Source organism: [Acidovorax] ebreus TPSY (genome assembly GCF_000022305.1).
In the GTDB taxonomy this organism is placed as follows: domain Bacteria; phylum Pseudomonadota; class Gammaproteobacteria; order Burkholderiales; family Burkholderiaceae_C; genus Diaphorobacter; species Diaphorobacter nitroreducens.
Genome location: NC_011992.1, coordinates 1,364,783 through 1,391,459 on the forward strand (window position 1 = coordinate 1,364,783; position 26,677 = coordinate 1,391,459).

Annotated in this window: 28 protein-coding genes and 1 pseudogene; 23 read left to right on the plus strand and 6 right to left on the minus strand. The window is 63.7% G+C overall.

Translation table 11 applies throughout. The annotated features are described in order from the left end of the window. Position 1: 1 nt before the first annotated feature. The 3 genes from hlyD to DTPSY_RS06545 are packed head-to-tail and all read right to left on the minus strand — an operon-like array spanning position 2 to position 2,166. Positions 2-1,042 (minus strand): secretion protein HlyD, encoded by a 1,041-nt coding sequence (gene hlyD / locus DTPSY_RS06535; RefSeq protein WP_013519665.1) that lies wholly within the window; start codon positions 1,040-1,042, stop codon positions 2-4. A 27-nt stretch (positions 1,043-1,069) separates the two neighbouring features. Continuing rightward, positions 1,070-1,561: a hypothetical protein gene (locus DTPSY_RS06540; protein ID WP_434060548.1), complete on the minus strand. Its 492-nt coding sequence runs from the start codon at positions 1,559-1,561 to the stop codon at positions 1,070-1,072. Further along, the gene (locus DTPSY_RS06545) at positions 1,558-2,166 is read right to left on the minus strand and encodes a TetR/AcrR family transcriptional regulator (protein ID WP_013519663.1); all 609 of its coding nucleotides are present in this window, start codon (positions 2,164-2,166) and stop codon (positions 1,558-1,560) included. The genes DTPSY_RS06540 and DTPSY_RS06545 overlap by 4 nt, the downstream gene beginning before the upstream one ends. Positions 2,167-2,487: 321 nt before the next feature. On the opposite strand from DTPSY_RS06545, the gene DTPSY_RS06550 reads away from it, so the two are divergent. The 20 genes and pseudogenes from DTPSY_RS06550 (at position 2,488) to DTPSY_RS06645 (ending at position 21,674) form a co-directional block, all read left to right on the plus strand. Continuing rightward, complete coding sequence (locus tag DTPSY_RS06550) at positions 2,488-4,245, plus strand: PHA/PHB synthase family protein (protein ID WP_015912935.1); 1,758 nt, start codon at positions 2,488-2,490, stop codon at positions 4,243-4,245. Between the two features lie 107 nt (positions 4,246-4,352). Then, positions 4,353-4,796 carry a hypothetical protein gene (locus DTPSY_RS06555; RefSeq protein WP_013519661.1) on the plus strand — a complete coding sequence of 148 codons (444 nt, stop codon included), beginning with the start codon at positions 4,353-4,355 and terminating at the stop codon, positions 4,794-4,796. A 10-nt stretch (positions 4,797-4,806) separates the two neighbouring features. Beyond that, a complete protein-coding gene (gene phbB / locus DTPSY_RS06560; RefSeq protein ID WP_013519660.1) occupies positions 4,807-5,553 on the plus strand; it encodes an acetoacetyl-CoA reductase in 747 nt (248 codons plus the stop codon). Between the two features lie 68 nt (positions 5,554-5,621). Next, on the plus strand, positions 5,622-6,185 hold the full coding sequence (locus tag DTPSY_RS06565) for a universal stress protein (protein WP_015912936.1): 564 nt from the start codon (positions 5,622-5,624) through the stop codon (positions 6,183-6,185). Then, positions 6,178-7,131, plus strand: a complete 954-nt coding sequence (locus DTPSY_RS06570; protein WP_015912937.1) for a bifunctional enoyl-CoA hydratase/phosphate acetyltransferase — start codon at positions 6,178-6,180, stop codon at positions 7,129-7,131. The genes DTPSY_RS06565 and DTPSY_RS06570 overlap by 8 nt, the downstream gene beginning before the upstream one ends. Positions 7,132-7,225: 94 nt before the next feature. Then, complete coding sequence (locus DTPSY_RS06575) at positions 7,226-9,244, plus strand: esterase/lipase family protein (protein WP_015912938.1); 2,019 nt, start codon at positions 7,226-7,228, stop codon at positions 9,242-9,244. A 191-nt stretch (positions 9,245-9,435) separates the two neighbouring features. Beyond that, on the plus strand, positions 9,436-10,362 hold the full coding sequence (locus tag DTPSY_RS06580) for a LysR family transcriptional regulator (protein WP_015912939.1): 927 nt from the start codon (positions 9,436-9,438) through the stop codon (positions 10,360-10,362). A gap of 13 nt (positions 10,363-10,375) precedes the next feature. Then, on the plus strand, positions 10,376-10,603 hold the full coding sequence (locus DTPSY_RS06585; protein ID WP_015912940.1) for an EexN family lipoprotein: 228 nt from the start codon (positions 10,376-10,378) through the stop codon (positions 10,601-10,603). Between the two features lie 244 nt (positions 10,604-10,847). Beyond that, positions 10,848-12,380, plus strand: a pseudogene (locus tag DTPSY_RS18000) (conjugal transfer protein TraG); the annotation flags it as partial. Between the two features lie 61 nt (positions 12,381-12,441). Next, complete coding sequence (locus DTPSY_RS06595; protein ID WP_491066607.1) at positions 12,442-12,870, plus strand: ATPase, T2SS/T4P/T4SS family; 429 nt, start codon at positions 12,442-12,444, stop codon at positions 12,868-12,870. Next, entirely contained in the window at positions 12,857-13,243 is a 387-nt protein-coding gene (locus tag DTPSY_RS06600) for a TrbC/VirB2 family type IV secretion system protein (RefSeq protein WP_015912942.1), read from the plus strand. The genes DTPSY_RS06595 and DTPSY_RS06600 overlap by 14 nt, the downstream gene beginning before the upstream one ends. After that, positions 13,240-13,512: a VirB3 family type IV secretion system protein gene (locus DTPSY_RS06605; RefSeq protein ID WP_015912943.1), complete on the plus strand. Its 273-nt coding sequence runs from the start codon at positions 13,240-13,242 to the stop codon at positions 13,510-13,512. Before DTPSY_RS06600 ends, DTPSY_RS06605 begins: the two co-directional genes overlap by 4 nt. Positions 13,513-13,522: 10 nt before the next feature. Further along, positions 13,523-15,982 carry a conjugal transfer protein TrbE gene (gene trbE, locus DTPSY_RS06610; RefSeq protein ID WP_015912944.1) on the plus strand — a complete coding sequence of 820 codons (2,460 nt, stop codon included), beginning with the start codon at positions 13,523-13,525 and terminating at the stop codon, positions 15,980-15,982. Further along, positions 15,979-16,719 (plus strand): P-type conjugative transfer protein TrbJ, encoded by a 741-nt coding sequence (gene trbJ / locus DTPSY_RS06615; RefSeq protein WP_015912945.1) that lies wholly within the window; start codon positions 15,979-15,981, stop codon positions 16,717-16,719. Before trbE ends, trbJ begins: the two co-directional genes overlap by 4 nt. A 12-nt stretch (positions 16,720-16,731) precedes the next feature. Continuing rightward, complete coding sequence (locus DTPSY_RS06620) at positions 16,732-17,064, plus strand: hypothetical protein (protein WP_015912946.1); 333 nt, start codon at positions 16,732-16,734, stop codon at positions 17,062-17,064. Continuing rightward, on the plus strand, positions 17,061-18,440 hold the full coding sequence (gene trbL, locus DTPSY_RS06625) for a P-type conjugative transfer protein TrbL (RefSeq protein WP_015912947.1): 1,380 nt from the start codon (positions 17,061-17,063) through the stop codon (positions 18,438-18,440). The genes DTPSY_RS06620 and trbL overlap by 4 nt, the downstream gene beginning before the upstream one ends. A 24-nt stretch (positions 18,441-18,464) precedes the next feature. After that, positions 18,465-19,169 carry a conjugal transfer protein TrbF gene (gene trbF, locus DTPSY_RS06630; protein ID WP_015912948.1) on the plus strand — a complete coding sequence of 235 codons (705 nt, stop codon included), beginning with the start codon at positions 18,465-18,467 and terminating at the stop codon, positions 19,167-19,169. Beyond that, entirely contained in the window at positions 19,166-20,155 is a 990-nt protein-coding gene (trbG, locus tag DTPSY_RS06635; RefSeq protein ID WP_015912949.1) for a P-type conjugative transfer protein TrbG, read from the plus strand. Before trbF ends, trbG begins: the two co-directional genes overlap by 4 nt. A 2-nt stretch (positions 20,156-20,157) precedes the next feature. Beyond that, positions 20,158-21,441: a TraB/TrbI/VirB10 family type IV secretion system protein gene (locus DTPSY_RS06640; protein WP_015912950.1), complete on the plus strand. Its 1,284-nt coding sequence runs from the start codon at positions 20,158-20,160 to the stop codon at positions 21,439-21,441. After that, a complete protein-coding gene (locus DTPSY_RS06645) occupies positions 21,438-21,674 on the plus strand; it encodes a DUF2274 domain-containing protein (protein WP_015912951.1) in 237 nt (78 codons plus the stop codon). Before DTPSY_RS06640 ends, DTPSY_RS06645 begins: the two co-directional genes overlap by 4 nt. Before the next feature lie 224 nt (positions 21,675-21,898). On the opposite strand, the gene DTPSY_RS06650 is transcribed toward DTPSY_RS06645, so the two are convergent. The 3 genes from DTPSY_RS06650 to DTPSY_RS06660 all read right to left on the minus strand — a co-directional run bounded on the left by DTPSY_RS06650 (position 21,899) and on the right by DTPSY_RS06660 (position 24,433). Beyond that, entirely contained in the window at positions 21,899-22,612 is a 714-nt protein-coding gene (locus DTPSY_RS06650; RefSeq protein ID WP_202944280.1) for a class I SAM-dependent methyltransferase, read from the minus strand. A 185-nt stretch (positions 22,613-22,797) separates the two neighbouring features. Further along, positions 22,798-23,844, minus strand: a complete 1,047-nt coding sequence (locus DTPSY_RS06655) for a nucleotidyl transferase AbiEii/AbiGii toxin family protein (protein WP_015912953.1) — start codon at positions 23,842-23,844, stop codon at positions 22,798-22,800. Then, the gene (locus DTPSY_RS06660) at positions 23,837-24,433 is read right to left on the minus strand and encodes a DUF6088 family protein (RefSeq protein WP_015912954.1); all 597 of its coding nucleotides are present in this window, start codon (positions 24,431-24,433) and stop codon (positions 23,837-23,839) included. Before DTPSY_RS06660 ends, DTPSY_RS06655 begins: the two co-directional genes overlap by 8 nt. A 166-nt stretch (positions 24,434-24,599) precedes the next feature. On the opposite strand from DTPSY_RS06660, the gene DTPSY_RS06665 reads away from it, so the two are divergent. Genes DTPSY_RS06665 through DTPSY_RS06675 form a run of 3 tightly spaced genes read left to right on the plus strand, consistent with a single transcriptional unit; the run spans position 24,600 to position 26,673 of the window. Then, a complete protein-coding gene (locus DTPSY_RS06665) occupies positions 24,600-25,247 on the plus strand; it encodes a hypothetical protein (RefSeq protein WP_015912955.1) in 648 nt (215 codons plus the stop codon). Then, positions 25,244-26,449: an XRE family transcriptional regulator gene (locus tag DTPSY_RS06670; RefSeq protein ID WP_015912956.1), complete on the plus strand. Its 1,206-nt coding sequence runs from the start codon at positions 25,244-25,246 to the stop codon at positions 26,447-26,449. The genes DTPSY_RS06665 and DTPSY_RS06670 overlap by 4 nt, the downstream gene beginning before the upstream one ends. 11 nt (positions 26,450-26,460) lie before the next feature. After that, the gene (locus DTPSY_RS06675) at positions 26,461-26,673 is read left to right on the plus strand and encodes a hypothetical protein (RefSeq protein WP_041838816.1); all 213 of its coding nucleotides are present in this window, start codon (positions 26,461-26,463) and stop codon (positions 26,671-26,673) included. The last annotated feature ends 4 nt before the right edge of the window (positions 26,674-26,677 follow it).

Consider the following 26,677-nt stretch of genomic DNA (forward strand, 5'->3'; position numbering starts at 1 on the left):
CTCAACGCTCCCCCGCGCGCGCGCCGGAGACCGGCTTGGCATCGACCGCGATCGTCACCGGCATGCCCTGGCGCAGGGCGGCATCGCTGTCGGCCTCGTCGATGACGATGCGCAGGCGGTACACCAGATCCGTGCGCAAGTCCGTTGTCTCCACCGTCTTTGGCGTGAACTCGGCGCGCGGCGAGATGAAGCCGACCTGGCCGCGATAGACCTTTTCCCCGGAATCGCTCCTGACGTGCACCACGGTGCCCGGTGCGATGCGGCCCAGATCCCGTTCGCCCACGTAGGCGCGCACGTACACGGGCTTGTCCAGACTCAGGCTGTAGACCGTGCTCTGGCTGGCCACCATGCTGCCGGGCTCGCGCACCCGCGCGATGATGGTGCCGTTGCTGGGTGCCGTCAGTTCGGTGTCCGCCAGGGAAGTGGTGGCTTGCGCCGCGGCTGCCTGCGCGGCTGCAAGGCGAGCCTGCGCTGCCTCAATGTCTTCCTTGCGAAAGCCTTCGGATGCCTGCGACAGGGCGGCCTTGGCGGATTCGACACCCGCGGCCGCCTGATCCCTGGCAGTGCGTGCGGCATCGACCGTGCGCTGGCTGCTGGCGCCCGACGCCAACAGGCTGCTCTGGCGCTGGAAGTTGCGCTCGGCGTCAAGCGCCTGCGCCTGCGCTTGTCTGAGCGCCTCGCGTGCCTGGGTGATTTCCTGCGGCCGCAGGCCGCGGCGCAGCTTGGCCAGCTCGGCCTGGGCCACCTGCACCTGGGCTTGCGCGGCTGCAAGGGCGTCTTGATATGGCTGCGCGTCGAGCGTGGCCAGGCGCGCGCCGGCGGTGACGACATCACCCTCATCGAAAGTCATTTGCGTGATGCGCCCGGGCTGGCGGAAAGCCAGTTGAACCTCGCGGATGTCGACGTTGCCATAGAGGCGCAATGCATCCTGGTTGTCATGGCCGCGCGTGAACCAGAACGCCAGTGCACCGCCAAGGGCGAGCAGGGCAACAATGATCACGGCCCAACGGGCTTTTCTTGTAGGGAGGTTCGGAGTTGTCATTGATGGGTTTCCACTGGAAAGAGATGCTCAGTGCTCGCGCGTGGTCGGTGCATGCGCTGTTGATCGACGCCAAGCCATGGCCGCAATGCCAACCCACACCAACGTACGCAGCGTCATGGCAATGAGCGTGCGCCGCTCCCAAGCGCCGTCCAGCGCCACATGCACTCCGAAGGCCAGGAATACGAGCGCCGTTGCCACCGCGATAGCCATCGACATCCATGCGGCCCAGCGCCGGCGCATCCACAATCCGGCGCCAGCGATGACGTAGGCAAACCCGGCCAGGAAGTTGAACCAGAGCACGAACGGCACGTAGCTTCCGGCTGCGGCACGCGCCGCGCCGTCAAAAAACAGAACGGCGCCGCCTTCCCTGATGGTCAGCAGACCAAATGCGATGGCAATCAGGGCGATCACACGCATCCAGATTCCGCGCCCGCTGTGTGCAGTCATGTTCATGGCTCCCGGTTCTTTGGAGGGTTTGCTGGATCGTCGTGCCGCTTGTGGACTGGACGGGCGCTTCATGTGCCGCTTTCGATGCCACGGCGATAGATGGCGAACACGGCGGGCGCATCGCGACGAATCCGGCTGACCTTGCCGGCCAGCAAGGACTGCATAACCAGTCCCTGGATCGTGCCGATGAACAGCACGGCGGCGGCGTCCACGTCCAGCTCCGCGCTCAGCTCGCCCTGCGCCTTGCCCGCTTCCATCAGGCGACGCAGGCGCTGCTCGTACTGGCGGATCAGGGTTTGCACCATGCGCTTGGCGAGCGTTTCGCCAGAGCGCTGCAACTCTCCGAACAACATGCGTGGCACGCCCGGGTGCTTGGACACGAAGTCGATGTGCGTGATGAACATCGCTTCGAGCGCTGCGGCGGGAGATGCGGCGCCCTCGGCCGCCTTGTCCACGCTGACCAGAAGACGTTCGCCGACCCACGACATCGTGGCTTCCACGATGGCTTCCTTGGTGGGGAAGTGGCGAAACAGCGCGCCCTGTGTCAGGCCCATTCGGTCGGCAATCGCCGTGGTCGTGATCTCGGCCGGGTTCTGCTCGGCTGCCAGATCAACCACGGCTTGCACTGTGGCCGCACGCCGATCTTCGGCGGACAGGTATTGGGGGCGTTGACTCACGATTCGGACTCCATGTAGTTAGTGATCTATTACTATCGTAACACGCAAAATGACCATGATGCAAGATCGGAAACTTGTCGGGTGAGGCAGGACTGTGGGCCCTTTCCTGGGGAGAGCGGATCGGTCAACTTGATGCAACTCAAGAAGCTGTATGGCCTTCCAGACAGATCGAAAAGTGCTTGATCGTCGGACTGCAGCATCAGCAGCGGTAGTGATTGAGCTTTGGGTGGCTGAAAAATTTGGCGCCCCTGCGGAAGGCTTGCAACTTTTCCTGTAAGCGATAAGATAGTAATATGTTACTCGCTAAATGAAGGGTTGGAGATGAGCAACGTCGCAACACACGGCAAGGCCGATCTGGCGCAGCCCGAAGCCTGTCGCCCTGACACCCTGGATACGCTTGCGAACGCCTGGCGGGCGCGCAGCACGGGTGGGCTGTCACCGGCGGCCGGCCTGCTGGCCTGGTACGACTGGGCGTTGCACCTGAGCCTTTCACCAGGCAAGCAACGCAGCTTGATCGAAAAGGGTTTGCACAAGCAGCAGCGCCTTGCGCGCTATGCCTTGCGCGTTGCCAGTGCGCACGACTGCCCGACCTGCATCGAACCGCTGGAGCAGGATCGGCGCTTTGCCGCCCCGGCTTGGCAGCAGTGGCCCTTCAACGTGATTCACCAGGGCTTTTTGCTGCAGCAGCAGTGGTGGCACAACGCCACCACGGGCGTGCGTGGCGTGTCGCGCCATCACGAGAACATGGTCACTTTCGCCGGGCGGCAGTGGCTGGACATGTGGTCGCCTTCGAATTTCATCTGGACCAACCCCGAGGTGCTGCACGCCATCACGCAAAGCGGGGGCGCAAACCTGTGGCGCGGCGCCATGAACTTTCTGGAAGATGCAAGGCGCCTCGCGCTCGACGATGCGCCTGCAGGGGTCGAAGGGTTCGAGGTCGGCAAGGACGTGGCGGTCACCCCAGGCAAGGTGGTGTTTCGAAACCACCTGATCGAGTTGATCCAGTACTCACCCACGACGCCGGATGTGCATGCGGAGCCGGTACTGATCGTGCCGTCCTGGATCATGAAGTACTACATCCTCGACCTGTCGCCGCACAACTCGATGGTGAAGTACCTGGTCGATCAGGGGCACACGGTGTTCATCCTTTCATGGAAGAACCCGACGGCGGCCGATCGTGACCTCGGCCTGGAGGACTACCGCTGGCTGGGGGTCATGGACGCATTGGATGCGGTCACGGCCATCGTGCCCGAACGCAAGGTGCAGGCGGTCGGCTATTGCCTGGGCGGCACCTTGCTCGCGATCGCCGCCGCCGCGATGGCGCGCGATGGCGACGAGCGTCTGCAAAGCCTGACGCTGCTGGCATCGGAGACTGATTTCCGCGAGTCGGGCGAGATCGCGCTTTTCATCGACGACAGTCAACTGGCATGGCTGGAAGCCGGCATGTGGGACAAGGGCTATCTCGACGGCAAGCAGATGGCTGGCGCGTTCCAGATGCTCAACTCACGCGACCTGATCTGGTCGCGACGGGTGCGCGAATACCTGTTGGGTGAGCGTCAGACCTTCAATGACCTGATGGCCTGGAATGCCGACGTGACCCGCATGCCGTACCGCATGCACAGCGAGTACCTGCGGCGCCTGTATCTGGACAACGACCTGGCCGAGGGGCGCTACCGCGTCGGCGGGAGACCCGTGGCGCTGGCCGACATCGAGGTGCCCATGTTCATCGTCGGCACGGTGCGCGATCACGTCGCCCCCTGGCCGTCCGTGTACAAGATGCACCTGCTCAGCGATGCGGAACTGACCTTTGTTCTCACCAGCGGGGGGCACAACGCCGGCGTCGTCAGCGAGCCGGGACACCCCCGGCGCAGCTTCCAGATTGCGACCCGTGCGGCCGGCGATCGCTATATCGATCCGCAACTGTGGCGTGCCGAGACCCCGATGAACGAAGGCTCCTGGTGGCCGGCATGGCAGCAATGGCTGGCCCAGCGCTCTGCCGGGCGCGTCGCGCCGCCTGCCATGGGCGGGACGCAAGCACCGCTTGGCGATGCGCCGGGAACCTATGTGGCCATGCGATGACAGGACAAAACACCGCCAAGAATACACCCTCAACTTTCATCGGGCCGTTGCGCAGCCATGGCCTACACCCGCCCCGGAGGGGCACATCATGACCGTGGAGCATTGACATGAACAGCGAACTGCCCATCCAACTCTACAAGGCCAATGCCGAGTTGCAGCTTCAGATCACCCGCTTGCTTCAAGAAAGCGGCCACCACTGGCTCGAAGCCATGCAGCAGCTCAGTGCCGGTGGCGTGCTGGAGACCACCTCGCGCATCCAGAACCTCCAACAGGCAGCGGACTGGCAGGCGCTTGCCACCTTGCCGTCCGAGGTGTTCTGGCGCCTGTGCCAAGGCCGTATGGGCGACACACAGGCGGTCGGCCGGGCTGCTGCCAAGAGCCAGGCGGCATTCGCCGATGGCCTGCGCGAAGCGCTGACCACCTGGCAGGCATCTGTCTCCGAGGTATTCGGCGCCAGCGGCGGCACAGCCTCTTTCGCGCAGTTTTTTCAGCAATGGACGCAGCCCTGGACTGCGCCAGGCGCCGCGCCTCAGGGCAAGGCCAAAAAGTGAGGAGGCGCATATGAGCAGTTCGGGACGAACCGCCCTGGTCACTGGCGGCAATCGCGGCCTTGGCGCGGCCATTGCCCGCGCGCTGGACGACGCGGGCCACCGCGTCATCATCACGCACACGCCCGGCAACGAGAAGGTCGCCGCCTGGCTTGACGCGCAGGACACCAAAGGCTACCGGTTCACGGCCTACGGCGTCGATGTCGGCGACTGGGAATCGACCCAGGCCTTGGCGCGTCAGATTCAGGCGGACGGCCACCACGTTGACATCCTGGTGAACAACGCCGGCATCACCCGCGACGCGACCCTGCGCAAGATGGACAAGGCCGGCTGGGACGCCGTGCTGCGCACCAACCTGGACTCCATGTTCAATGTCACCAAGCCATTCATCGATCCGATGGTGGAGCGTGGCTGGGGGCGCATCGTCAACGTCTCGTCCATCAACGGCAGCAAGGGTCAGTTCGGCCAGACCAATTACTCGGCGGCCAAGGCTGGCGTGCATGGCTTCACCAAGGCGCTGGCGCAGGAGGTGGCACGCAAGGGCGTGACGGTCAACACCGTCTCGCCGGGCTATCTGGCCACCGAAATGGTGATGGCGGTGCGCGAGGACGTGCGCCAGAAGGTCATCGAAGCGATTCCGGTGGGTCGCCTCGGCCAGCCGGATGAGATCGCGGCGCTGGTGGCCTTCATCGCCAGTGACGCTGCTGCTTTCATGACGGGCAGCAACGTGGCGATGAACGGTGGCCAGCACATGTCATGAGTCGGGAGAGCCCGCAGCCCTTGCGGGCGGTTTCCCGCGCGGCAGTCAGCGCCTCCCGGAGGAGTTCCATGTATTCCCGATTTCTGGTGCCGCTGGACGGCAGTCCCACATCCTTCCTGGCGCTCGATCATGCGGCAGAACTGGCACGCCTGAGCGGCGCCACCGTGATCTTGCTGCATATCGTCGAACCAACCCGCCACAGCACGGGTTTCGAACGTCCCGAGGTCTACATCAAGGATGTCCGCCCACGCTTCCTCGAAGCCGGCCAGGCGTTGCTGGATGAAGCTGCGAGTCGGCTTCGTCGGAACGGAATTGCCACAGAGACGGTGCTGCTTGAGAGCGGCACCGCACGCGTGTCGGAACAGATCGCACAGCAGGCCGAGGTGAGCGATTGCGACTTGGTCATCCTGGGCACCCATGGGCGTCGCGGCATGAACCGGCTGCTGCTGGGCAGCGATGCAGAGCAAGTGGCGCGCATCGCACCAGTTCCGGTAATGCTGGTGCGCCAGTCGAGCCGAGATGGTGACCAGACACGCTCAGCCGCACGGACGCCAGTCGAGGCCAGCGACAACGCCGGTACGCAACGCCGGCATCCAACTCGCGCAAACAAGCTAAAAAAACCACATGAATGAACAAGCCCCTGAGGGCGTTCGCGCCGATCCTCCAAGTGGTGTCGAGCGTCTTATCGCCCATGTCAAAACCTTGGCCCCGGTTCGCACCGCGGTGGTGCACCCTTGTGACGCGCTCAGCTTGGGCGGTGCCTTGGACGCGCGCGATGCTGGCGTCATCACGCCAGTATTGGTGGCGCCGCTCGCCAAGCTGCGTGCCGTTGCGACCGACACGGGGTTGGAACTGGGAGACAGCGAGGTCGTCGATGTGCCGCACAGCCACGCTGCAGCGGCCATCGCCGCCCGGCTGGCTGGCAAGGGCGAGGTGCAGGCACTGATGAAAGGCAGCTTGCACAGCGACGAGTACCTGGGTGCCATCCTGGCGCCCGAAGCCTGCCTGCGCACCGAGCGCCGATTGACGCACTGCTACATCATGCAGACGGCCAGCTACCCACGGCCCTTCATCATCACCGACGCCGCCATCAACATCGCTCCAACGCTCGAAATCAAGGCCGACATCGTGCGCAACGCCATCGACTTGGCGCACGCCATCGGCATTGCCGAGCCCAAGGTAGCGATCCTGGCGGCGGTCGAGACCGTCAACCCGCGCATGCTTTCGACCCTAGACGCAGCGGCACTGTGCAAGATGGCCGATCGCGGCCAGATTACCGGAGGTGTGCTCGACGGGCCGCTGGCCTTTGATAACGCCGTCTCTTCCGATGCCGCGCGCGTCAAGGGCATCAAGTCCACCGTGGCCGGGCAAGCCGATATCCTGGTCGTTCCCGACCTGGAAAGCGGAAACATGCTGGCCAAGCAACTGGAATATATGGGCCAAGCCGACAGTGCGGGGATCGTGATGGGCGCGCGTGTGCCGATTGTGCTCACCAGTCGCTCGGACTCGCGCCGCACGCGAATAGCCTCATGCGCCATTGCGCTGATCTTGGCGCATAGTCAGCGTGCTCTTGTTTAGGGCAAAGAGAACCGCGTATGAAATGCAATTTCACGGGTAATGTCGCGCTCGCTTCAGGTGTTGATTCTGCGATGCTGGTACGCAGCTCCCGATCGTGATCCACGTGATCCTTGTATTTTTCTGGCGATGGTTGATCGTGATCGCTGCCGCGTTTGCGCTCGGTGGTTGCGCGGTTGTCAGTGAATTCAAACCTTCTGTCGCTGTACGCGCGATGACGCCGGATGAATACGTCGCCCTACGACGCGGCGATCTCCTCGGCAAAGGCAAACTCAGTGCACTGACCGTGCAGACGATCCGTGTTACCGGGCTCGATGAATGGGCCTGCGCAGCGAACGCATCGCTCACTTGTATCGAGTCGTTGACCATGATGAAGGACTTGGACGGAGAAACCAGGTTGTCGGCACTGGCTGAACTATGGCTGCAGCATGCCATGTCGATCTCGACAACAGTCTCAAACAGTCGCACCGCTTCTACTTCCGCTTGGATCGAGACAGCTCGGCACGCTTACGCGTATCTCTTTTTCACCGGGCGCTCGCCCGGCGAGCGCGCGTTTGAGGAGCGGCAGACGCAGGTGCGCGATTGGTACAACTATGCGGTGCAAAAAACGGTCACGCAATTGTTTGGCCTACAGCACCAAGCACTTCGTGCGCATGCTGGCGGAGCCAACGCGGCATTCCGCTTGGGTAACTGGGTTTTGCGAGTCGACTTGAACGCCCGGCTGCCCAATGATGCGACCACGCCACGCGAGTTGCTGCCTGCGAACGCTCTGGCATTCCAAGGCCTGCGCGGCATCTATCGCAGGGATGGCTTGGGTGCCGAATTGGTGGCCGTAACGGATGCAGAGCCAATATCACTGAACGACTCAGACGGGTCTCCCGCCGGCAACGAGCGCCCGAGGACATTTCCCGCCTGGAGCGAAATGCCAACGCCCAACGTGACGGTAGTGCTTCGCTTTGATGCACTCACCGTCGATGAGCTGCTTGCCTCGCATGAACTCATCGTCGGTGTGTATGACCCCCTGGTACAGGACTATTTGCAACTCCACGGCCAACGCGTTCCGCTGGCTGGTAACTTCACGGCTGGCTACGGCCTGTGGTTGGCGCGTTCGGGGTTCAACCAGCAATCCGTGCGAGGGTTGTTTGGGCGTGAGCGTGGCATCGATCACCCGCATCTGTATCTGATGCAGCCGTTCGACCCGCGGCGGCGCATCATCGTGATGATGCATGGATTGGCGAGCAGCCCCGAAGCATGGGTCAACGTTGCCAATGAGCTTCTGGCCGATGAAAAGCTGCGATGCGAATTCCAAGTGTGGGAGGTCTATTACCCCACGAATATGCCTGTACCAGCCAGTCATGCAGCAATCCGCCAAGTTCTGGCGGCCGCTTTGCATCACTTCGACCCTGATCAGGAAACCTTGGCTTCCCACGGGCTGGTGTTGATTGGACACAGCATGGGAGGAATGCTGGCGCGGCTGATGGTCTCCACGGCTGACCAGCAACTGTGGAAGTGGGCCGCATCGGACCCCAGGATCGATCTGGATCGTCTTGGGAGCACCCGCTCTCAACTTGACCCTCTTTTGCGCTTTCAGCCATTTCCAGGTGTTGATCGCGTGGTATTCGTTGCCACACCGCACCGTGGAACCGTGGTTGCCGGACAAGGACTTGGGCGTTGGGTTGCCGGATTGATCCGCTTGCCATTGACGCTGCTGTCAACCCTCGGCGACGCCTTCCCGGCGCGCGCGGAGACCACGGCACACGCCACGATCTTGCAGAACATCCCCAACAGCATTGACCAACTCGACGAAAACGACCCCTTCGTCAAAGCTACGAGCGAGCTTTCAATCTCGGATCAGGTGGCTTATCACTCGATCGTTGCGAGGCGGCAGGCTAACGGCCCTCTTGCTGACTCGGACGATGGCTTGGTTCCCTATCGAAGCGCCCATCTGGATGGCGCCGAGTCGGAAAAAATCATCGTGTCCGGACACAGCGTGCAGGAAACCGCCGAATCCATCGTCGAAATCCGGCGAATCCTGCGCGAAGATATTTCCAAGCATTGGTTGACAGCCGCTGATTCGTCTTCCGTCCGGGGAGGGAGCTGCCCAGTCCAACGGTGAATTTAGCCATTGATTTTTCAAAGCATAGTAAGTAACATATCACTCACTATGCAGTCTTGGCTGGATCACTTGCATCGCACCTTGGACATTTTCGGTTTGGAAGGACAGCGTTCTTGGTGTTCTCACATGCGTGGAGCATCCGGCTGCATCCCACGGGACGTGGACGATCTGACACGCTAGGAAGGGCAGAAGTGGAGTTACGCCACCTTCGATGTTTTACCGCGGTCGCGGAAGAGCTTCATTTTGCTCGGGCTGCTGAACGGTTACACATCGACCAATCGCCGCTATCTCGCACCATCAAGGAGCTGGAGGAAGACCTTGGTGCGCGCCTGTTCGTTCGTACTACCCGCAGCACGCAATTGACCCGTGCGGGTCGATTGCTGTTGGAGCACGTACCGCGCATCTTCGCTGCGCTGGAGCAAGCACGCGATAGCGTCAGGTCTGCCTCCAATGGCTATCACGGGCAATTGCGCATTGCCTTGTCCGATGGCATCACGCCATCACGTTTACCGGCGCTACTTGCGCAGTGCCGCGAAGAAGACCCCGAAGTCGAGGTTCGGTTGTTCGAGGTTTCGATGGCCCAGCAAATCAAGGGCCTGCACGATGAGCTATACGACGCAGGATTTTCGATGGCCGACTACGTGGGCGATGGCATCGTGGTCACATCTGCCTGGGAGGACGAATTGATGGTGGCAGTACCTGCCCGCCATCCCGTGCTTGCCTTCAAGCAGGTTCCGCTGGAGGAAGTGCTGCACTATCCGCTGGTGTTGGGCGATCCGGCGATATGCGAAGGCCATGCGCGCCAGGTCGATCGCATCCTGCGCAGGCACGAGCAGGAGCCGCTGATTGTTCAGCATGTTGCCACCTTTGACCTCATGATGACCTTGGTTTCCGCCGGATTGGCATTGGGCCTGGCTGGTGCGGCGCACATCGGCTCCAGCCGCGAGCTCGGTGTCGTGGCTCGGCCTTTGGCGGGTAAACCACCGATGCTGACGACCTATCTGCTGCGTCGTGATGCGGAGGTTCCAGAAATGTTGGCACGGTTCATCGAACGAGTGGCCTTCATTGACTCGGAAAATTATCTGAGCACCGCCAAAAATTCCCGACCCACCCGATGAAAGGACTGAAACCATGAGCAAGGTGATGCTGCTGATGCTGGCCGCCACACTGACTGCATGTGGCCCTTCTCAACCTTCGGAAACGGTGGATGCACTCGCAGCCAATCCCGAGCGCATCAAGGAGATTCAACAGCTGTGCAAGGAAGACCGCGCGAAGGTCGATGATGAACTCTGCCGACGCGCCGCAGAAGCCGCCAAACGGCGTTTCTACGGTGATCGGCCGGAGCAGAAATCTAGGTAGGTACCCGCGCACTCGCTTCGATGCAAGGCAGTTCCGCCTGTTATCCGGCCACGCTGCAACGCGCTTGTGACTGCGGCGTTTTTATTGTCTTCGCTACAGCGAGAACTCTGGCTCTTTCAGTCTCAATCCCCGCCATAACGGCCTTTGACCGACACTGACCCGGCACCGATCCTGACGCCTGCGGCACGTCCTTGTGCCGCTTCTTCCATTAGGAATCAGCGCAGAAGAAATCGGAGGCTAGGTCATGCAAGGGACGAACGTGCTGTTCGGTCAGATCGCCGTGGTATTCGGCATCGTGATCGCCGGAGTGTGGAGCGCCACACAATGGACAGCAGCAGCCCTTGGCTATCAGCTACGCCTTGGCTCGCCCTGGTTCGATCTTCTCGGCACACCGATCTACCACCCCTGGAAGCTGTTCGAGTGGTGGTTCTTCTTCGATGCCTACGCACCCCGCGTCTTTGACACGGGCGGGGCCATCGCGGGCGGCAGCGGCCTGGTGGCCGTGCTGGTCGCTATCGGCATGTCAATCTGGCGCTCGCGGCAGTCGCGCCTGGTCACGACCTACGGTACGGCACGCTGGGCGAATGCGCAGGATATTCGCAAGGCCGGCCTCACGCAGCCGACCGGCGTGTTCCTCGGCCAGCATGATCGCCAATACCTGCGCCACGAAGGTCCGGAACACGTCCTGACCTTCGCGCCCACGCGCTCGGGCAAAGGCGTCGGGCTGGTCGTTCCCACGCTGCTTTCGTGGCCCACGTCGGCCGTCATCCACGACATCAAGGGCGAGAACTGGCAGATCACCGCAGGTTGGCGCTCGCGCTTCTCGCACTGTCTGTTGTTCAACCCCACTGATGCAACGTCAGCAGCCTACAACCCGCTACTGGAGGTACGTCGCGGCGCGAATGAGGTGCGCGACGTGCAGAACATCGCGGACATTCTGGTTGACCCCGAAGGTGCGCTGGAGAAGCGCAACCATTGGGAAAAGACTTCGCATGCGCTGCTGGTCGGCGCGATCCTGCATGTGCTGTACGCGGGCGAAGACAAGACGCTACGAGGTGTGGCGAACTTCCTCAGTGACCCGGCGTGCCCATTCGAGCTGACCTTGCACCGGATGATGACCACGCCGCACCTGGGCGATGGCCCGCATCCCGTGGTTGCATCAGCGGCGCGCGAAGTGCTCAACAAGAGCGACAACGAACGGTCTGGCGTTCTCTCCACGGCCATGTCGTTCCTTGGCCTTTACCGTGACCCCACGGTGGCCGAAGTCACCTCGCGCTGCGACTGGCGCATCGCCGACCTGATCGCTGCCGAGCATCCGGTATCGCTGTACCTCGTGGTGCCGCCTTCGGACATTAGCCGCACCAAGCCGCTGATCCGCCTGATCCTCAACCAGATCGGCCGACGGCTGACCGAATCGCTCGACGGGTCGGATGGCATCGAACGCCGCCACAAGCTGCTGCTGATGCTGGATGAGTTCCCGGCGCTGGGGCGCCTGGACTTCTTCGAGACGGCGCTGGCCTTCATGGCGGGCTACGGCATCCGCAGCTTTCTCATCGCGCAATCACTCAACCAGATTGACAAAGCCTACGGCCAAAACCATTCCATCCTCGACAACTGCCATGTCCGAGTGACGTTCGCAACCAACGACGAACGCACGGCCAAGCGTATTTCCGAAACCCTGGGAACGGCCACCGAGCTGCGCGCGCAGCGCAACTACGCCGGCCATCGGCTCGCGCCATGGCTCGGGCACCTCATGGTGTCGCGGCAGGAAACGGCACCACGTGCCGCTGCGCACGCGCCAGGGCGTGGTGTCCATGACCGATCTGGTGCGTTCCTCGATGCGCCTGCGCCCGGATCGCGTCGTGGTGGGCGAGGTGCGCGGCCCCGAGGCGCTGGATCTCATCAAGGTCTGGGGCACGGGTCACCCCGGCGGTATCGCCACGATCCATGCCGGCTCCGCCTTGGGCGCGCTGCTGCGCCTGGAGCAACTGATTCTCGAAGTGGCCGCGAACCCGCCGCGTGCGCTGATCGCCGAGGCGGTCAACGTGGTGATCCACATTGCCGGGCGCGGGCGCAAGCGCCGCATCGAGAGCATCGCCCGCGTCGTCGGCTTCGACGGCGTGGGCTACCGATTGGTGGACGGTTTGGCGGACGCGATGGACACGCCGTTTCCCGAGCTACCGCCCGTTTCCGATGCCGCGCCCGCTGCGGCGACTTCCCCATCCCGTCCCTCAATCCCTCTGGAGAACTGCCATGACGCATGTTGATGCTTTCCGTATTTCCGTAAGTCCGCTTTTCCACCTGTCCCGATTCACGCGGCTACGCAGCCTGGCTCCCCCTGCGGGGCAAGGGCTGCTGCTGGCCGCGCTGCTGCTGTTCCTGGCCGGCACCGCCCAGGCCGCCGGTTCCTCGATGCCGTGGGAAGGCCCGCTGCAATCCATCCTCGAATCCATCCAGGGACCGGTGGCGCGCATCGTCGCGGTCATCATCATCATCGCCACGGGCTTGGCGCTGGCCTTTGGAGATACGTCGGGCGGCTTCCGCAAGCTGATCCAGATCGTCTTTGGCTTGTCCATCGCTTTCGCGGCTTCAAGCTTCTTCCTGTCGTTCTTCAGCTTCTCGGGCGGGGCCGTCGTATGAGTGCCCCGGACACTTTCGCGGCCGGTTTCGAGGTGCCGCTGCGTCGCTCACTGACCGAGCCGATTCTGCTGGGCGGGGCGCCGCGCACGGTCGCAATTGCGAACGGCACGCTCGCGGCCACCGTGGGGCTGGGCCTGCAACTGTGGATTCCCGGCGTGGTGCTCTGGATCGTCGGCCATTCGCTGGCGGTCTGGGGTGCGCGCGTCGATCCGCAGTTCATGCAGGTCTTTGCGCGGCACATCAAGCACAAGCCGCTGCTGGACGTGTGAGGGGAATGCCATGCTGAACCTCGCCGAATATCGACAGCGTCCGGCCCTGCTCGCCGACTGGCTTCCGTGGGCCGGGCTGGTCGCGCCGGGCGTCGTCTTGAACAAGGATGGCAGTTTCCAGCGCACGGCGCGCTTTCGTGGGCCTGACCTCGACAGCGCGACGCAGGGCGAGCTGATCGCCACGTCGGCGCGCTTGAACAACGCGCTGCGCCGGCTCGGCTCGGGCTGGGCGCTCTTCATCGAGGCCGAGCGCCGGCCCGCCGCCAACTATCCGCACTCGGAGTTCCCCGAGCCTTTGTCGTGGCTGGTGGACGAGGAACGCCGGGCCACCTTCGAGGAATCGGGCAACCACTTCGAGAGCGGTTATCACCTGACACTGGCGTACCTGCCGCCCGAGGAATCACGCGCCCGCGCGGAGGGGATGCTGTACGAGAACCGTCCCACCGAAGGCGTGGACTGGCGCGAGCGCCTGACGGCCTTCGTGGCGGAAACGGATCGCGTCTTTGACCTGCTCGATGGCGTGATGCCGGAGATAGCCTGGATCGATGACGGGCAGACGCTGACCTACCTGCACGCGACCATCTCGACGCGGCGCTATCGAGTGGCGGTGCCCGAAGTGCCGTTTCACATCGACGCGCTGCTGGCCGATTCCGCACTGGTCGGTGGCTTGGCTCCCATGCTGGGCGAGCAGCACCTGCGCGTGGTGTCGGTGCGGGGTTTTCCGACCTCGACCTGGCCGGGGATTCTGGGCGAACTCAACCGCCTGGGCTTTGCCTATCGCTGGAGTACGCGCTTTCTCTGCCTGGACAAAGCCGAGGCGGAAAACGAACTCACCCGCCTGCGCCGCCAATGGTTTGCCAAGCGCAAAAACGTGATGGCGCTGCTGCGCGAGACCATCTTCCAGCAGGAATCGCCGCTGGTCGATACCGACGCCAGCAACAAGGCGGCCGACGCCGATGCCGCCTTGCAGGAGCTGGGCGGCGATCAAGTCGCCTTCGGTTACCTCACCGCCACGGTGACGGTGCTCGATGCCGATCCGGCCGTGGCCGACGAGAAGCTGCGCATGGTAGAGCGCGTCATCCAGGGCCGGGGCTTTGTGACGATTCCCGAAACCCTGAACGCGGTCGATGCTTGGCTGTCTTCGATCCCTGGCAACGCCTACGCCAATGTGCGCCAGCCCATCGTCTCGACGCTGAACCTGGCGCACATGATGCCGGTGTCGGCGGTGTGGGCCGGGCCGGAGAAGAACGCGCACCTCGATGGCCCGCCGCTGATCGTCACGCGCACCGACGGCGCGACGCCGTTCCGGCTGGTCACGCACATCGGCGACGTGGGCCACACGCTGGTCGCTGGCCCGACGGGCATGGGCAAGTCCGTCTTGCTCGCCATGCTGGCTATGCAGTTCCGGCGCTACTCCGGCTCGCGCATCTTTGCCTTCGACATGGGCCGCTCCATGCGCGCCACCATCCTCGGGCTGGGCGGCGAGCACTACGACCTGGGTGCCGATGGCGAAATTGCCTTCCAGCCGCTCGCGCGCATCGACCGCGAGGGCTACCGCACCTGGGCCGCTGAATGGATCGAAGGCAGACTACTACATGAAGGCGTGGCGGTCGGCCCCGATGAGAAGGTCGCAATCTGGTCGGCGCTGGGAAGCCTCGCCGGTGCGCCGCTGGAGCAGCGCACCGTGACCGGGCTTTCCGTGCTGCTGCAATCGAACGCGCTGCGCCAGGCCCTCGCGCCCTATGTGCTCGGTGGCGCCCACGGCAGGCTTCTGGACGCCGACCATGACCAGCTGGGCATGGCCGACGTGCAGTGCTTCGAGATGGAGGAACTGATGCACAGCAAGGCCGCCGTCATGGCCGTGCTGGGCTATCTGTTCGCGCGCTTCGACGAACGCTTCGACGGTGCGCCCACGCTGCTGATGCTCGATGAGGCGTGGCTGTTTCTCGATGACCTGGTATTCGCGGCACGCATCCGGCAGTGGCTCAAGACGCTGCGCAAGAAGAACGTGTCGGTGATCTTCGCTACGCAGAGCCTTGCCGACATCAAGGATTCGAGCATTGCGCCCGCGATCATCGAAAGCTGCGCCAGCCGCATTTTCCTGCCCAACCCGCAGGCCACCGAGCCGCAGATTCGCACGATCTACGAGGGCTTCGGGTTGAACTCGCGCCAGATCGAGATCGTGGCGACCGCGCAGCCCAAGCGCGACTACTACTACCAGTCCCGCCTCGGCAATCGCCTGTTCGACCTCGACCTGGGGCCGGCCACGCTGGCCTTTGCGGGCGCTTCCACGCCGCAGGACCAGCGCGACATGGATCGCGTGTTGCTGGATGCCGGCGTGACCGGCTTCGCGGGCGCCTGGCTGCGCCATCGCAGGCTCGATTGGGCGGCCGACCTGCTGCCCTCACTCCCCGGACTTGCGCCGGGTTCCTCTCGTACCGCTGACCACCCACAGGAGAACCAGCCATGAAGACCCATGCGCTTTCCATTTCGCTCGCCGCCGCGTTGTCGCTCTCGCTGTTGACCTCGTCACCAGCGTTGGCCTGGCGCATCGTCTTTGATCCGACCAACTATGTGCAGAACACGCTGACCGCGATCCGCACGCTGGAGCAGATCAACAACCAGATTCGCCAGCTCCAGAACGAGGCGCAGATGCTGATGAATCAGGCGCGCAACCTCGCCAGCCTGCCGTCCAGCGTGGTCGGCCAGTTGCGCGCCAATCTGGCGACGACCGAGCGGCTGATCGCCCAGGCCAGGGGCTTGGCCTACGACGTAACGAACCTGGATCGGGAGTTCCAGCGCCTGTATCCGGAGCAGTACGCCGCCACCGTGACCGGCGACCAGATGGTCCGCGATGCGCAGGAGCGTTGGAAGAACACGCTCAACGGCTTGCAGACCACCATGCAGATGCAGGCCCAGGTGTCGCAGAACCTGGGGGAAGACGAAAGCGTGCTGGCCGACCTCGTGGGCAGGAGCCAGTCGGCCGAAGGCGCGCTGCAGGCGATGCAGGCCATGAACCAGTTGCTGGCCTTGCAGGCCAAGCAGTCGATCCAGTCGCAGCGGCTCCAGATCACGCAAGACCGGGCCGCTTCGCTGGAACTGGCGCGGCAGGCGGCAGCCACCGAGCGCGCCCGCGAGGTACGCCGGCGTTTCATGGGCGACGGCACCCCGTACACGCCGCAGCGCGTGGATTTCTACGGCGACTGACGGGAGGCCGCCATGCGATGCGTCCTCGCCCCGTCTGTTGTGGTGCTTGCTGCGCTGCTGGCCGCCTGCGGCGAGCAGCCGGCCGACAACCTTGCCGATGCCTTGGCCGCCGATCCCGTGCGGCTCAAGGCATTGCGCGCGCAATGCGCGGCTGACCGGCAGGCCACGGGCGAGGACGCTTGCCGCGCCGCCGCCGAAGCCTTCCGGCGGCGCTTCTTTTCCGGCGAGGCCGGGCCGGATGAATACCAGACGCTGGCCGACCTGCCGCCGATCCCGCCGAGCTTCGAGGAACCGGCCGATGGCACGGCACCGGCCGTTCCCGCCGAACCGGAGGACACGCCATGAATGACGTGACCATCATCGACCAATTCCTCGCCACATTCGCCGCCTACATCGACTCGGGTTTCGGACTGCTGCGGGGCGAAGTGGCGTTCCTCACAGCCACGTTGATCGTCATCGACATGACGATCGCCGGCCTGTATTGGGCCATGAGCCACGCTACCGGCCAAGGCGAGGACGTGATCGCCAAGCTGCTGCGCAAGGTGCTCTACGTCGGTGCCTTCGCCTACATCATCAACAACTTCAACTGGCTGGCCAGCATCGTGTTCCGCTCGTTTGCGGGATTGGGCATCACCGCCACCGGCTCGGCCATCACGATGGAGAACTTCTTGCAGCCGGGCCGGCTGGCGAAAACCGGCATCGACGCCGGGGCGCCGATTCTGGAGCAGATCGGCGAGATGGCAGGCTTTCCCGAAGTGTTCGTGAACCTCGACCCCATCGTGGTGATGTTCCTCGCCTGGCTGGTCGTGGTGCTGTGCTTCTTCGTGCTGGCAATCCAGCTTTTCATCACGCTGATCGAGTTCAAGCTGACCACGCTCGCCGGATTCGTGCTGGTGCCGTTCGCGCTCTGGAACAAGACCGCGTTCCTCGCCGAAAAGGTCTTGGGCAACGTGGTGGCCTCCGGCGTCAAGGTTCTGGTACTGGCCGTGATCGTCGGTATCGGCTCGGGCTTGTTCGCTCAGTTCCAAGTCCATCCTGCCGAGCCGTCTATCGACCACGCGCTGGTCATCATGCTGGCCTCGCTCACCTTGCTGGCGCTCGGGATCTTTGGCCCCGGCATCGCCACCGGCCTTGTGTCCGGTGCGCCGCAGCTCGGCGCGGGCGCGATGGCTGGTGCTGCTGTCGGCGCTGCCGGCACGGCCGTTGTCATCGGTGCCGCCGCGACGGGCGTGGGTGGCGCCGTGGCTGCTGGCGCGCGCATGGCCCCGGCTGCCGCAAAGCTGGCCGGTAGCGGTGCGCGCGCCGCAACGTCGGCGGCCAGCAGTGCGAAGTCGACGTTTCAGGCCGGTTCCGCCGCCGCTGGCGGCGCCGCAAAGGGCGCGATGGCGGGCCTGGGCAACGTCGCCAAGACCGGCGCGCAGTCCGCCGGACGCGCCGCAGCGTCCCGTGCTTCCGCTGCCGGGCAGCGGATGGCCGCTCCGTTCCGTGCTGGCTGGAATGGCACGACGGCCGACGCTGGCGCGTCAACCGGCCAAGCCTCCGCAGGAGAAGCCCCCGCAGGCGGCGCCGCTGCACAGAAGCCGGAACAACCCGCCTGGGCCAAGCGGCTGCATCGCCGCCAGCAACTCACCCACGCCGCGACCACCGCCGCGCACACGCTGCGCGGTGGCGACGGTGGCGGCTCGGGGCAAGGCCCGAGCCTGCGCGGCTCCGACGACTAAAGCGATTTACAAGGAGAACTGACCATGCGATTCAGAAAACCGCAGGTGCGCTATGCCGACACGCCGCACCCTGCCACGCCGTACCAAGCTGCCGGCCAGGTGTGGGACGACCGTATCGGCTCACCGCGCGTGCAGGCGAAGAACTGGCGCCTGATGGCCCTCGGCTGCCTGACGCTCGCGCTGTTGATGGCCGGTGGCCTGGTGTGGCGCTCGGCGCAGTCCATCGTGACGCCCTACGTCGTGGAAGTGGACAACGCGGGACAGGTGCGCGCCGTGGGCGAAGCCGCCACGCCGTACCGGCCCAACGATGCACAGACGGCGCACCACATCGCGCGCTTCGTGACGCTGGTGCGCTCGCTGTCCATCGACCCCATCGTCGTCCGCCAGAACTGGCTCGACGCCTACGACTACACGACCGACAAGGGCGCGGCCGTGCTCAACGACTACGCGCGGGTCAACGACCCGTTCGCGCGCATCGGCAAGGAGTCGGTGACGGTGCAGATCACCAGTGTCGTGCGCGCTAGCGATACGTCTTTCAACGTGCGCTGGACGGAACGCCGCTACGTCAACGGCGCCGCGGCTGGCCTGGAGCGGTGGACGGCCGTGGTGTCCATCGTGCTCCAGCCGCCGCGCACCGAAGAACGCCTGCGCAAGAACCCCTTGGGCATCTACGTCAACGGGCTGTCGTGGAGCCGCGAACTGGATGCGTCCGAAGGAGCCAAGCCATGAACCTGTCTTTCCGCTTTTACGCTTTTGTGCTGACCTTGGCGGCCCTGTCGGGCTGCGCCTCGCAGGGCAAGCCACCGCCACGCATCTCGCTCGATGAGCCGGTGCTGGCGCAGCCGTTGCCCGAACCACCGAAGCCGGTGGAAGTGGTGGAGGTGCCGAAGGTGCTGCCGATGCCGGCGCAGATGAAGCCGCTGCCTGACGTGGACGAAGACAAGCCCACGCCAGAGCCTGTCGACGAAACCGTGCGCGTCTCGCGTGCCAACGCCGAGGCGCGCATCGCGCCGACTCGCGAGGGCTATGTCAACGCGATTCAGGTGTGGCCTTTCACTGATGGCGCGCTGTATCAGGTCTACGCCGCGCCGGGGCGCGTCACCGTCGTGTCCCTACAGCCGGGCGAGGAACTGGTGACGGTCGCCGCCGGCGACACGGTGCGCTGGATTGTTGGCGATACGTCCAGCGGCGCCGGCGCCGAGCTGCGCTTCAACGTGCTGGTGAAGCCCACCCGGTCGGGCCTCAAGACCAATCTAGTCGTCACCACGAACCGCAGGACATACCTGCTGGAACTGACCTCGACGGAAAAAGCGTGGATGGCATCGGTGTCTTGGGACTATCCGAAAGACCGGATGTTGGCCTTGCAGCGCCAGTCGCAGACCGCGCAGGCGACCGCGCCGGTCGATACGGGCTTGTCGCTGGAGAAGATTCGCTTCCGCTATGCGGTCAGCGGCAGCAATCCACCGTGGAAGCCATTGCGCGCTTTCGACGACGGCGAGAAGGTCTATATCCAGTTCCCGGGAGGCATCGCGCAGGGCGAGTTGCCTCCCTTGTTCGTGATCGGCGCGCAGGGCGACGGGCAACTGGTGAACTACCGCTTCCGCTCACCGTACTACATCGTGGATCGGCTGTTCGGCGCGGCCGAACTTCGCCTGGGCGGGGACAAGGGCGACGTGGTGCGCATCGAGCGCACGGATGGCACGCGGGGGAAATGACCATGAGCCAGGACGAAACCCCGGATGTGCCCATTCCCGACGCTGCGCCGAAGGTCGCGCCCGAGAACGTGGCGCTGCGGGCGCAACCGCGCCCGGTGACGCGCCTCAATCGGCGAACGCTGGCGCTGCTGACTGGCGGCCTCGGCGTGGCCGTGCTGGGCGCAACGATGTGGTCGTTGCAGCCGACGCATCGGCGAGGCGGCAACGAGCCGGCCGAGCTTTACAACGTTGATCGCGTCTCGCGCTCAGAAGGACTGGACCAGCTTCCCACCGACTACTCCAAGCTACCGCCCAAGGTGCCAGAGTTGGGGCCGCCGTTGCCCGGCGACCTGGGGCCAGCCATCGTGAAGTCTCAGCAGCAAGCGGTGGCCCGCTACTCGCCGCCCGGCCAAGACCCCGGCGCCGCCGAGCGTGACGCGCGGCGCAAGGAGGCTGAAGCGGCAGCGGGATCGTCAGTGTTTTTCCGCTCCAGCAACCAGCGCGCCGCTACCGCGCCGGCGCAGGTGGCCGCTGCTGGCCCAGCTTCTGGCTTGGCGGGCTTCGATCCGCAGGCCGCTGGGCCGGCCTCGACGGCGGCCCAGCCCGCCGACCCGACCGCCGTGCAGAACCGGCAAGACCAGAAGGAGGCGTTCCAGAAAGCCGGAACTACGGAAACCCGTAATTCCGGCAATCTGCAAATGCCGACTTCGCCGTATCAAGTGATGGCTGGCACGGTAATCTCGGCAGCACTCGTCACGGGCATCAAGTCCGACCTGCCGGGTAATGTGATCGGCACGGTGACGGAGCCGGTGTACGACACCGCGACCGGCCGATACCTGCTGATCCCGCAGGGATCGCGCATCTTCGGCAAATACAACAGCCAGGTCGCTTATGGGCAGAGCCGGGTACAGGTGGTGTGGAACCGGGTCATCCTGCCGGACACGTCATCGCTCACACTCGACAACCTGGCCGGCACCGATCCGGCCGGCTATGCCGGCCTGGAGGATGGCGTTGATTGGCATTGGGATCGCATCTTTGCTGGCGCGGCACTGACGACGGTGCTGGGCGTCGGTGCCGAACTGGCCGCGCCGGAGAACCGGCAGGGCGGCGATCGCGTCATCATTGCCGGGCGCGACAGCTTGCAAGACAGTGTGAACCAGGCAGGACAGGAGATGACTCGGCGCAACCTCAACATCCAGCCGACGCTGACAGAGCGGCCGGGCCTGCCGGTCAGCATCATCGTCAACCGCGACCTCGTGCTGCGGCCCTACCAGCCGCTGTTCTTCAATCGGGGGACTTCGCAATGAGTACGACGCGCAAGCTGCGACTCGGGCCGCTGCCCAAAACCGAAAGCGTCAAGCTGACCTTCGCGTGTCCTGCCGCTTTAAAGGCCGATCTGGACCGTTACGCCGCACTGCATGCGCAGGCATACGGCGAAGCGGTCGATGCGACCACGCTGATTCCTCATATGCTGGAAGCATTTATCGCAGGGGATCGCGAGTTCAAACGGGGGAGGGGTGTCAAAGGGGGATCGTCCTAGGCCACTAGTTCGAGCAACGGCCGCTGCCGCGACGCACGGCATGTGGCGGCACGTAAAGGGCATATTTACTGTGCAGTAAATATGCCCGTCCTATCAAATATGAAGCTGCAGCGTCGCGCGCTGCCCTCTTGCACGTGCGATCAGAGCAGTTGTGGCCCCGAAGGGAAAATCCAATGCACACCCTCAATCGCGCTTTTGCGTGGTCGAGGCGAGGGCTGCGAACCCTACACGTTGGACATTCGACGAGCAAGTATGGAGATGATCACGGGCTTGGGCTTGCCGGGGGGCAGGTCCGGTCTCGCGGTCTGAACATATGGGAATGGGGTTGCCCCTTGGTTCCAGTCCAGCACCTGCACGTCCGTCACGGTAAATCCTGAGTTGATGAGCATGTACTTTTCGTATTCTTTCGCCATCTCGTCCTTTATTTGAGCCTCGCTAACCCCGGGTGGGGCGGCACCGCGTTGCACGGTGTGGACCCACTCCACGGATGGTGGGCAGAGCGGCAGCGCAACCAGTCGATCCTCGACATTTTCTCGGTAGACCTTGGGCTTTTGGTCGATACGCAGGTCGGCCGGAGTACGCTTGTCATTGTCGTCAGGATGAGAGCCGATGAACCATCCGACCACGACCTTCGGCTGGAATGCCTCGATCGCCTTGAGCAGGTCGTCGGACGGCTCGAACAAGTCAGATTGGATGATCTCCGCATTCACCCCGTGGGTGTTCAATCGGGATCGAGCGAGGCCAATCAAATGGGCGTTGTTGTCGATCGCCAAGACAGGCCGATTTGTCGCAAGACTCAACGTACTCCATCCCGCGCCGCAACCTACTTCCAAGGTCGCTTCGGTGGGAACAATCTGCCTAAGATGTGCATAGATGTTGTCACTGGCGAATTGGGACGATTCACGCTCCCAGAACTCCGAATAGTCTTTTGGTGTCATTCGCTGCAGCATTACGCCCCCTGTTAAATTGACGAATTCCCGGTGTGTTCGCGACTGCGCAAATTGCGTAGCCCCAGTCATGATCAGATGAGCGCGCTGCGAAACGCAATGCACAACCTCGCGACAAACTCAAAGCCCTGGCTCTGCGGCATCCCACTAGGTGCTCGCCTTGCTTCGCCCAGGACTCACGCAGGCGGTCGGCCTTCCAGCTCCCCGTTCGTTCCAACCGCATTCGCCTTCTGCTGAATAGCTTGGCATTGCTGGAGCAGGGCGTCGAACGATTCGACCTCATCGAGGAACAGCCCGTCGTCGACCATCTGCTGGTAGTCGGCGGCCAGCTTGGCCAAGGCACCGTCGTCGGGCACCAGGCACAGGCCACCCGAGACGGCAGCGTGGTAGTCGATCAGTTCGCCCTCTGACTTTTTTTCCGCAAAGAAGATGCTTTTGTGATCGGCCACCGCATTCGCGAGCGCCCTGTCGGCGATCGCGGCGTCGGCAAAGCCGGCAGCATCCAAGCGCGTGACATCGTGCCAGTGACGTGCAAACCGTTCGCCGCCCCGAAAGACACCTTGCGCGCAGAAGACGTGGATCGCGGTCGCCTTCTCCCAAAAGGTTCGCTCGGCACGCATAACCTTCGGCATCGCTTCTGGGAACTCCACGCCCTGCAGGTGCGCGGCGGCGTCGCAACGGACCGGGCGCAGTTCGCAAGGCTCCCCGGTGGAGCGCGCGCCGAATTCGAGCATGACCGCCGGCGGCACATAGCCCGTTCCTGAGACCAGCGGCGTGTATTCGATGAACACCTTGTCGCCTTCGGCTCGTGCTTTGGCCGGTAGGCCGTGCTGCTCTAGGTCCTGCTGGAGCCCGGGGATGACTTCGGCCGTCACCCACTCAGCCAGACGGGTGCGAATCTCCTTACTCCATTTCTTTTCCTGGCTCCGGCTGGCGGGTAGGGGCGCGCCGGCCTCGCCGATCAGATCGCTGGCGATGGCGCGGATGTCGTAGGTGAGATCCACGTCCTCGGAAAAGCGCTGGATGACGCCGTAGGCCTTCGACAGCGAGGTGCCACCCTTGAATATGAGATGCGGCGCATAGGGCGCGGCGAACAGGTGGCGCAGGGACCACACCACCCAAACGTCCTTTTCGAGCAGGTGGGGCGGGCGGCCGGAAGCATCGGCAGCCTGGGCAAGGGCTTCCAGGCGTTCATCGACAGAGAATTCGAAGAACTCAGCCATGCGACACCAGCGCGCTGACTTCCTGCGCCATCCATGTCGGCAGGCGGGCACGTGCCGATGCGACTTCTTTCATCTCGGCCAGCGGCAGCTTGGCGCGTAGCGTTCGCAGCGCTTCACCGGCTTTCTCTGGCCCCAGCCATGCCAGCGCCCGCACGACATCGCCGGCAGCGCGGCCAGGAAAAATCAGCTGCCACACCGGCGCGTGCCTGAATTCGACGGTCTGGGCCCCTAGCTTCAAACGGCGGCTGGGGCCGGAGGTCAGATAGACGGATCGCACCGGCACTTGCGTGGTGAGGCCCAGCGCGTTCGCGGCCGCCGCGCCATGCGACACGATGGTTTCTCCGCGCTGGTGAGCCAGCCCTTCGACCATTTTGGAGGTCGACGGCGCGCGCGACCCGAAGCGGCTTTCCACCGGCAGGACATAGATACCGCGGCCAGCGCGCAGCAGGGCGCCGCGCTGCACGAGCCGGGACAGGACTTGGTCCACCGCCGCCCGGTTTCCCAGGTGCAGCAGTTCCTTGGCGACCAAGGGCGCGCCTTCCGGCAATCCGGCGGCGTGTTCCAGCACTTGTTTGGCGAGGGTCTGCATGGTGGGAATCTCCTGAATGGTAGAAGTATGTTCTTTTTTCTGACACTTTTCAAGGGGTACGCACGGTACGGATTGCCATAGAGGCAACCAATCACACATCTTTTCGCGCTAAACGAAACTTTTACGTGGCAAAATGCCGACAAGCGAAATCAGACTTGGAGAGCGTATGACCCAGCCGCCCGTAGACACAATCCCCGACCTCTTGCAGCGCAGCTTGCCGCGCGAACTGGTGATGGCCGTCGAAGAAGCGTTGAGCGTCGGTGCCCAGCGTGCGCACGCGGCGTCCAAAGGCATGGACGAGGGCCACTTGCCGCATGTGGTTGGTCAGCTGCGGCATTTCCACATGAATGAGGCGTTTCACCGAGCGCTGGCGATGGGAGAGGCCTCGCCGACTGCTATTCGTGGCAACGGCATCGTTAGCGGCCGGGCAGGGGTTTTCACACTGGCCAGGTTCAACATTCCGGATGGCTTCTGGGTCAATGGCCGACGTAGCCACACGCGCCGCCAGATGTCATTTGCCAACAAGGCCATCGAGCCGTTGGTGCAACCGGAATTGTTCGATCAATACACCGCGCCTTCCGATGCCGTCGCGTTTTTCGTGGCGTGCTTCTCGGGCTCGCTGCATATACATCCGGATGCGCCCGTATCGATCCAGATCGCGGTGCCTGATCGTGAGATGCGGGGCTGGCTGTTCAAGGAGCCGCTGACTGCGTTCCTGCAGCGGTACGAGCAAAAGCCTGCGGCGCAAGACGATTTGGCCAAGCCCAAGCTCAAGAAGATCAAGAAGCAGAGCAACGACGGCAGCGTGCCATGAGCCGCGGAGGTATTCAAGGCTTTGAGAGTGAGCGCCTCAGTCAGATTCTTGCCGCGAGGCGTTTGAGCCAGGCGCAACTTGCCTCGCTGGTCGGCGTGTCCCCCGCAACGGTCAGCAAATGGCGTTCGGGCAATCAGGCCCCCGAACGTGAAACCCTGGAGCGTCTTGCCGGCGTGGTCAATGTCACGCCTGAATGGTTCACCCGGGCGCCCTCTGCCAAGGTGTCGCTGCCGCTGTTTCGTAGCAATGCGTCCGCCCACGTGGCGGCACGTGCGATGCTGGAAGCGCGCATGGAGTGGGCGCAGGACGTCGCGCTCGCGTTGTCGGAGTTCGTGGACTATCCGACACTGAATTTGCCGATCCGGCAGTTCAAAGAGCCCGACGAGATCACGCCTGACGAGATTGAGCTGGCGGCGAGCGAGTGCCGCGATCTTTGGCGTATCGGCCGCACGGCGGTGCCGGACTTGGCGCTGGCCATTGAAGGCGCTGGCGTCGTCCTGATCCGCGAGGAAACTGGCATTTCGCAGATCGAGGGCCTGTCGGCATGGAGCGATGCGCTGGGGCGTCCGCTGGTCTTGCTCTCGGCCGACAAGGATAACGGCTATCGAAGCCGCTTCGACTTGGCGCACGAACTCGGCCACCTGATCCTGCATCGGTTCATTCCCCGACCGACTGAGCGTGACCGCCATAAGCAGCTGGAACAGCAGGCCCATCGCTTTGCGGGCGCGTTCCTGCTGCCGGCGGAAACATTCGCGAGTGAGGTCCGCACGCCAGTCACGCTGGACGATCTTCTCTTGCTCAAACGCAGATGGGGTGTTTCCGTCGCGGCGATCGTGATGCGTCTGCGTGCGTTGAAGATTCTCGATGAAGAGGCGGCGCAGTCACTCTTCAAACGACGGTCCGCACGTTGGGGCGCCAAGTCCGAGCCGGGCGATGGCGATAGGTCGCCAGAACGGCCGCGCCTGCTACGTCGAACGATCGATCTTCTTGTCGAGGAGAACGTGATGCCCCTCGACTCGATCCCCAGGCACATTGGCTTGGCGGCCCATGACATTGAGATGCTGGCGGGCTTGTCGGAAGGATACTTTCAGGGCAAACCCAAGGTTGTGCAGTTGGCTCGTTTGCGTTCAGCGCCCAGCCCGGATGCACCTGTTGCCACGGAAGGCAATGTCGTGCCGTTTAGATTTACGCCGAAGCGTTGATCGGCGCGCCCATGGAGGTCAATGCCATTTCGATCGAGCCCTCACTAGTTATGTTGCAGGACAACGGCATCTATTGTGGCAAGAACCGCCAACTCATTGAGGCTCTTTTTGATGGCGTCGATCACGGTTTCGGGAAACCATCCCAGCTGGCGCGTTGGACCCGGTTCATCGGTGCATCAACCAAAAAATTGCGGACGCGGGTCTGGCAAAACAAGAGGATGTGACGAC

What these genes read in the sequence shown, in the direction of transcription:
- DTPSY_RS06555 (WP_013519661.1), top strand. Translation starts at nt 4,353, where the DNA reads ATGAACAGCGAACTGCCCATCCAACTCTACAAGGCCAATGCCGAGTTG.
- trbJ (WP_015912945.1), top strand. Translation starts at nt 15,979, where the DNA reads ATGAAGACCCATGCGCTTTCCATTTCGCTCGCCGCCGCGTTGTCGCTC.
- DTPSY_RS06670 (WP_015912956.1), top strand. Translation starts at nt 25,244, where the DNA reads ATGAGCCGCGGAGGTATTCAAGGCTTTGAGAGTGAGCGCCTCAGTCAG.
- DTPSY_RS06540 (WP_434060548.1), bottom strand. Translation starts at nt 1,561, where the DNA reads ATGAAGCGCCCGTCCAGTCCACAAGCGGCACGACGATCCAGCAAACCC.
- DTPSY_RS06675 (WP_041838816.1), top strand. Translation starts at nt 26,461, where the DNA reads ATGGAGGTCAATGCCATTTCGATCGAGCCCTCACTAGTTATGTTGCAG.
- DTPSY_RS06650 (WP_202944280.1), bottom strand. Translation starts at nt 22,612, where the DNA reads ATGACACCAAAAGACTATTCGGAGTTCTGGGAGCGTGAATCGTCCCAA.
- DTPSY_RS06660 (WP_015912954.1), bottom strand. Translation starts at nt 24,433, where the DNA reads ATGCAGACCCTCGCCAAACAAGTGCTGGAACACGCCGCCGGATTGCCG.
- trbL (WP_015912947.1), top strand. Translation starts at nt 17,061, where the DNA reads ATGAATGACGTGACCATCATCGACCAATTCCTCGCCACATTCGCCGCC.
- DTPSY_RS06585 (WP_015912940.1), top strand. Translation starts at nt 10,376, where the DNA reads ATGAGCAAGGTGATGCTGCTGATGCTGGCCGCCACACTGACTGCATGT.
- trbF (WP_015912948.1), top strand. Translation starts at nt 18,465, where the DNA reads ATGCGATTCAGAAAACCGCAGGTGCGCTATGCCGACACGCCGCACCCT.
- hlyD (WP_013519665.1), bottom strand. Translation starts at nt 1,042, where the DNA reads ATGACAACTCCGAACCTCCCTACAAGAAAAGCCCGTTGGGCCGTGATC.
- DTPSY_RS06565 (WP_015912936.1), top strand. Translation starts at nt 5,622, where the DNA reads ATGTATTCCCGATTTCTGGTGCCGCTGGACGGCAGTCCCACATCCTTC.
- phbB (WP_013519660.1), top strand. Translation starts at nt 4,807, where the DNA reads ATGAGCAGTTCGGGACGAACCGCCCTGGTCACTGGCGGCAATCGCGGC.
- DTPSY_RS06665 (WP_015912955.1), top strand. Translation starts at nt 24,600, where the DNA reads ATGACCCAGCCGCCCGTAGACACAATCCCCGACCTCTTGCAGCGCAGC.
- trbE (WP_015912944.1), top strand. Translation starts at nt 13,523, where the DNA reads ATGCTGAACCTCGCCGAATATCGACAGCGTCCGGCCCTGCTCGCCGAC.
- trbG (WP_015912949.1), top strand. Translation starts at nt 19,166, where the DNA reads ATGAACCTGTCTTTCCGCTTTTACGCTTTTGTGCTGACCTTGGCGGCC.
- DTPSY_RS06645 (WP_015912951.1), top strand. Translation starts at nt 21,438, where the DNA reads ATGAGTACGACGCGCAAGCTGCGACTCGGGCCGCTGCCCAAAACCGAA.
- DTPSY_RS06605 (WP_015912943.1), top strand. Translation starts at nt 13,240, where the DNA reads ATGAGTGCCCCGGACACTTTCGCGGCCGGTTTCGAGGTGCCGCTGCGT.
- DTPSY_RS06550 (WP_015912935.1), top strand. Translation starts at nt 2,488, where the DNA reads ATGAGCAACGTCGCAACACACGGCAAGGCCGATCTGGCGCAGCCCGAA.
- DTPSY_RS06600 (WP_015912942.1), top strand. Translation starts at nt 12,857, where the DNA reads ATGACGCATGTTGATGCTTTCCGTATTTCCGTAAGTCCGCTTTTCCAC.
- DTPSY_RS06640 (WP_015912950.1), top strand. Translation starts at nt 20,158, where the DNA reads ATGAGCCAGGACGAAACCCCGGATGTGCCCATTCCCGACGCTGCGCCG.
- DTPSY_RS06620 (WP_015912946.1), top strand. Translation starts at nt 16,732, where the DNA reads ATGCGATGCGTCCTCGCCCCGTCTGTTGTGGTGCTTGCTGCGCTGCTG.
- DTPSY_RS06570 (WP_015912937.1), top strand. Translation starts at nt 6,178, where the DNA reads ATGAATGAACAAGCCCCTGAGGGCGTTCGCGCCGATCCTCCAAGTGGT.
- DTPSY_RS06655 (WP_015912953.1), bottom strand. Translation starts at nt 23,844, where the DNA reads ATGGCTGAGTTCTTCGAATTCTCTGTCGATGAACGCCTGGAAGCCCTT.
- DTPSY_RS06595 (WP_491066607.1), top strand. Translation starts at nt 12,442, where the DNA reads ATGCGCCTGCGCCCGGATCGCGTCGTGGTGGGCGAGGTGCGCGGCCCC.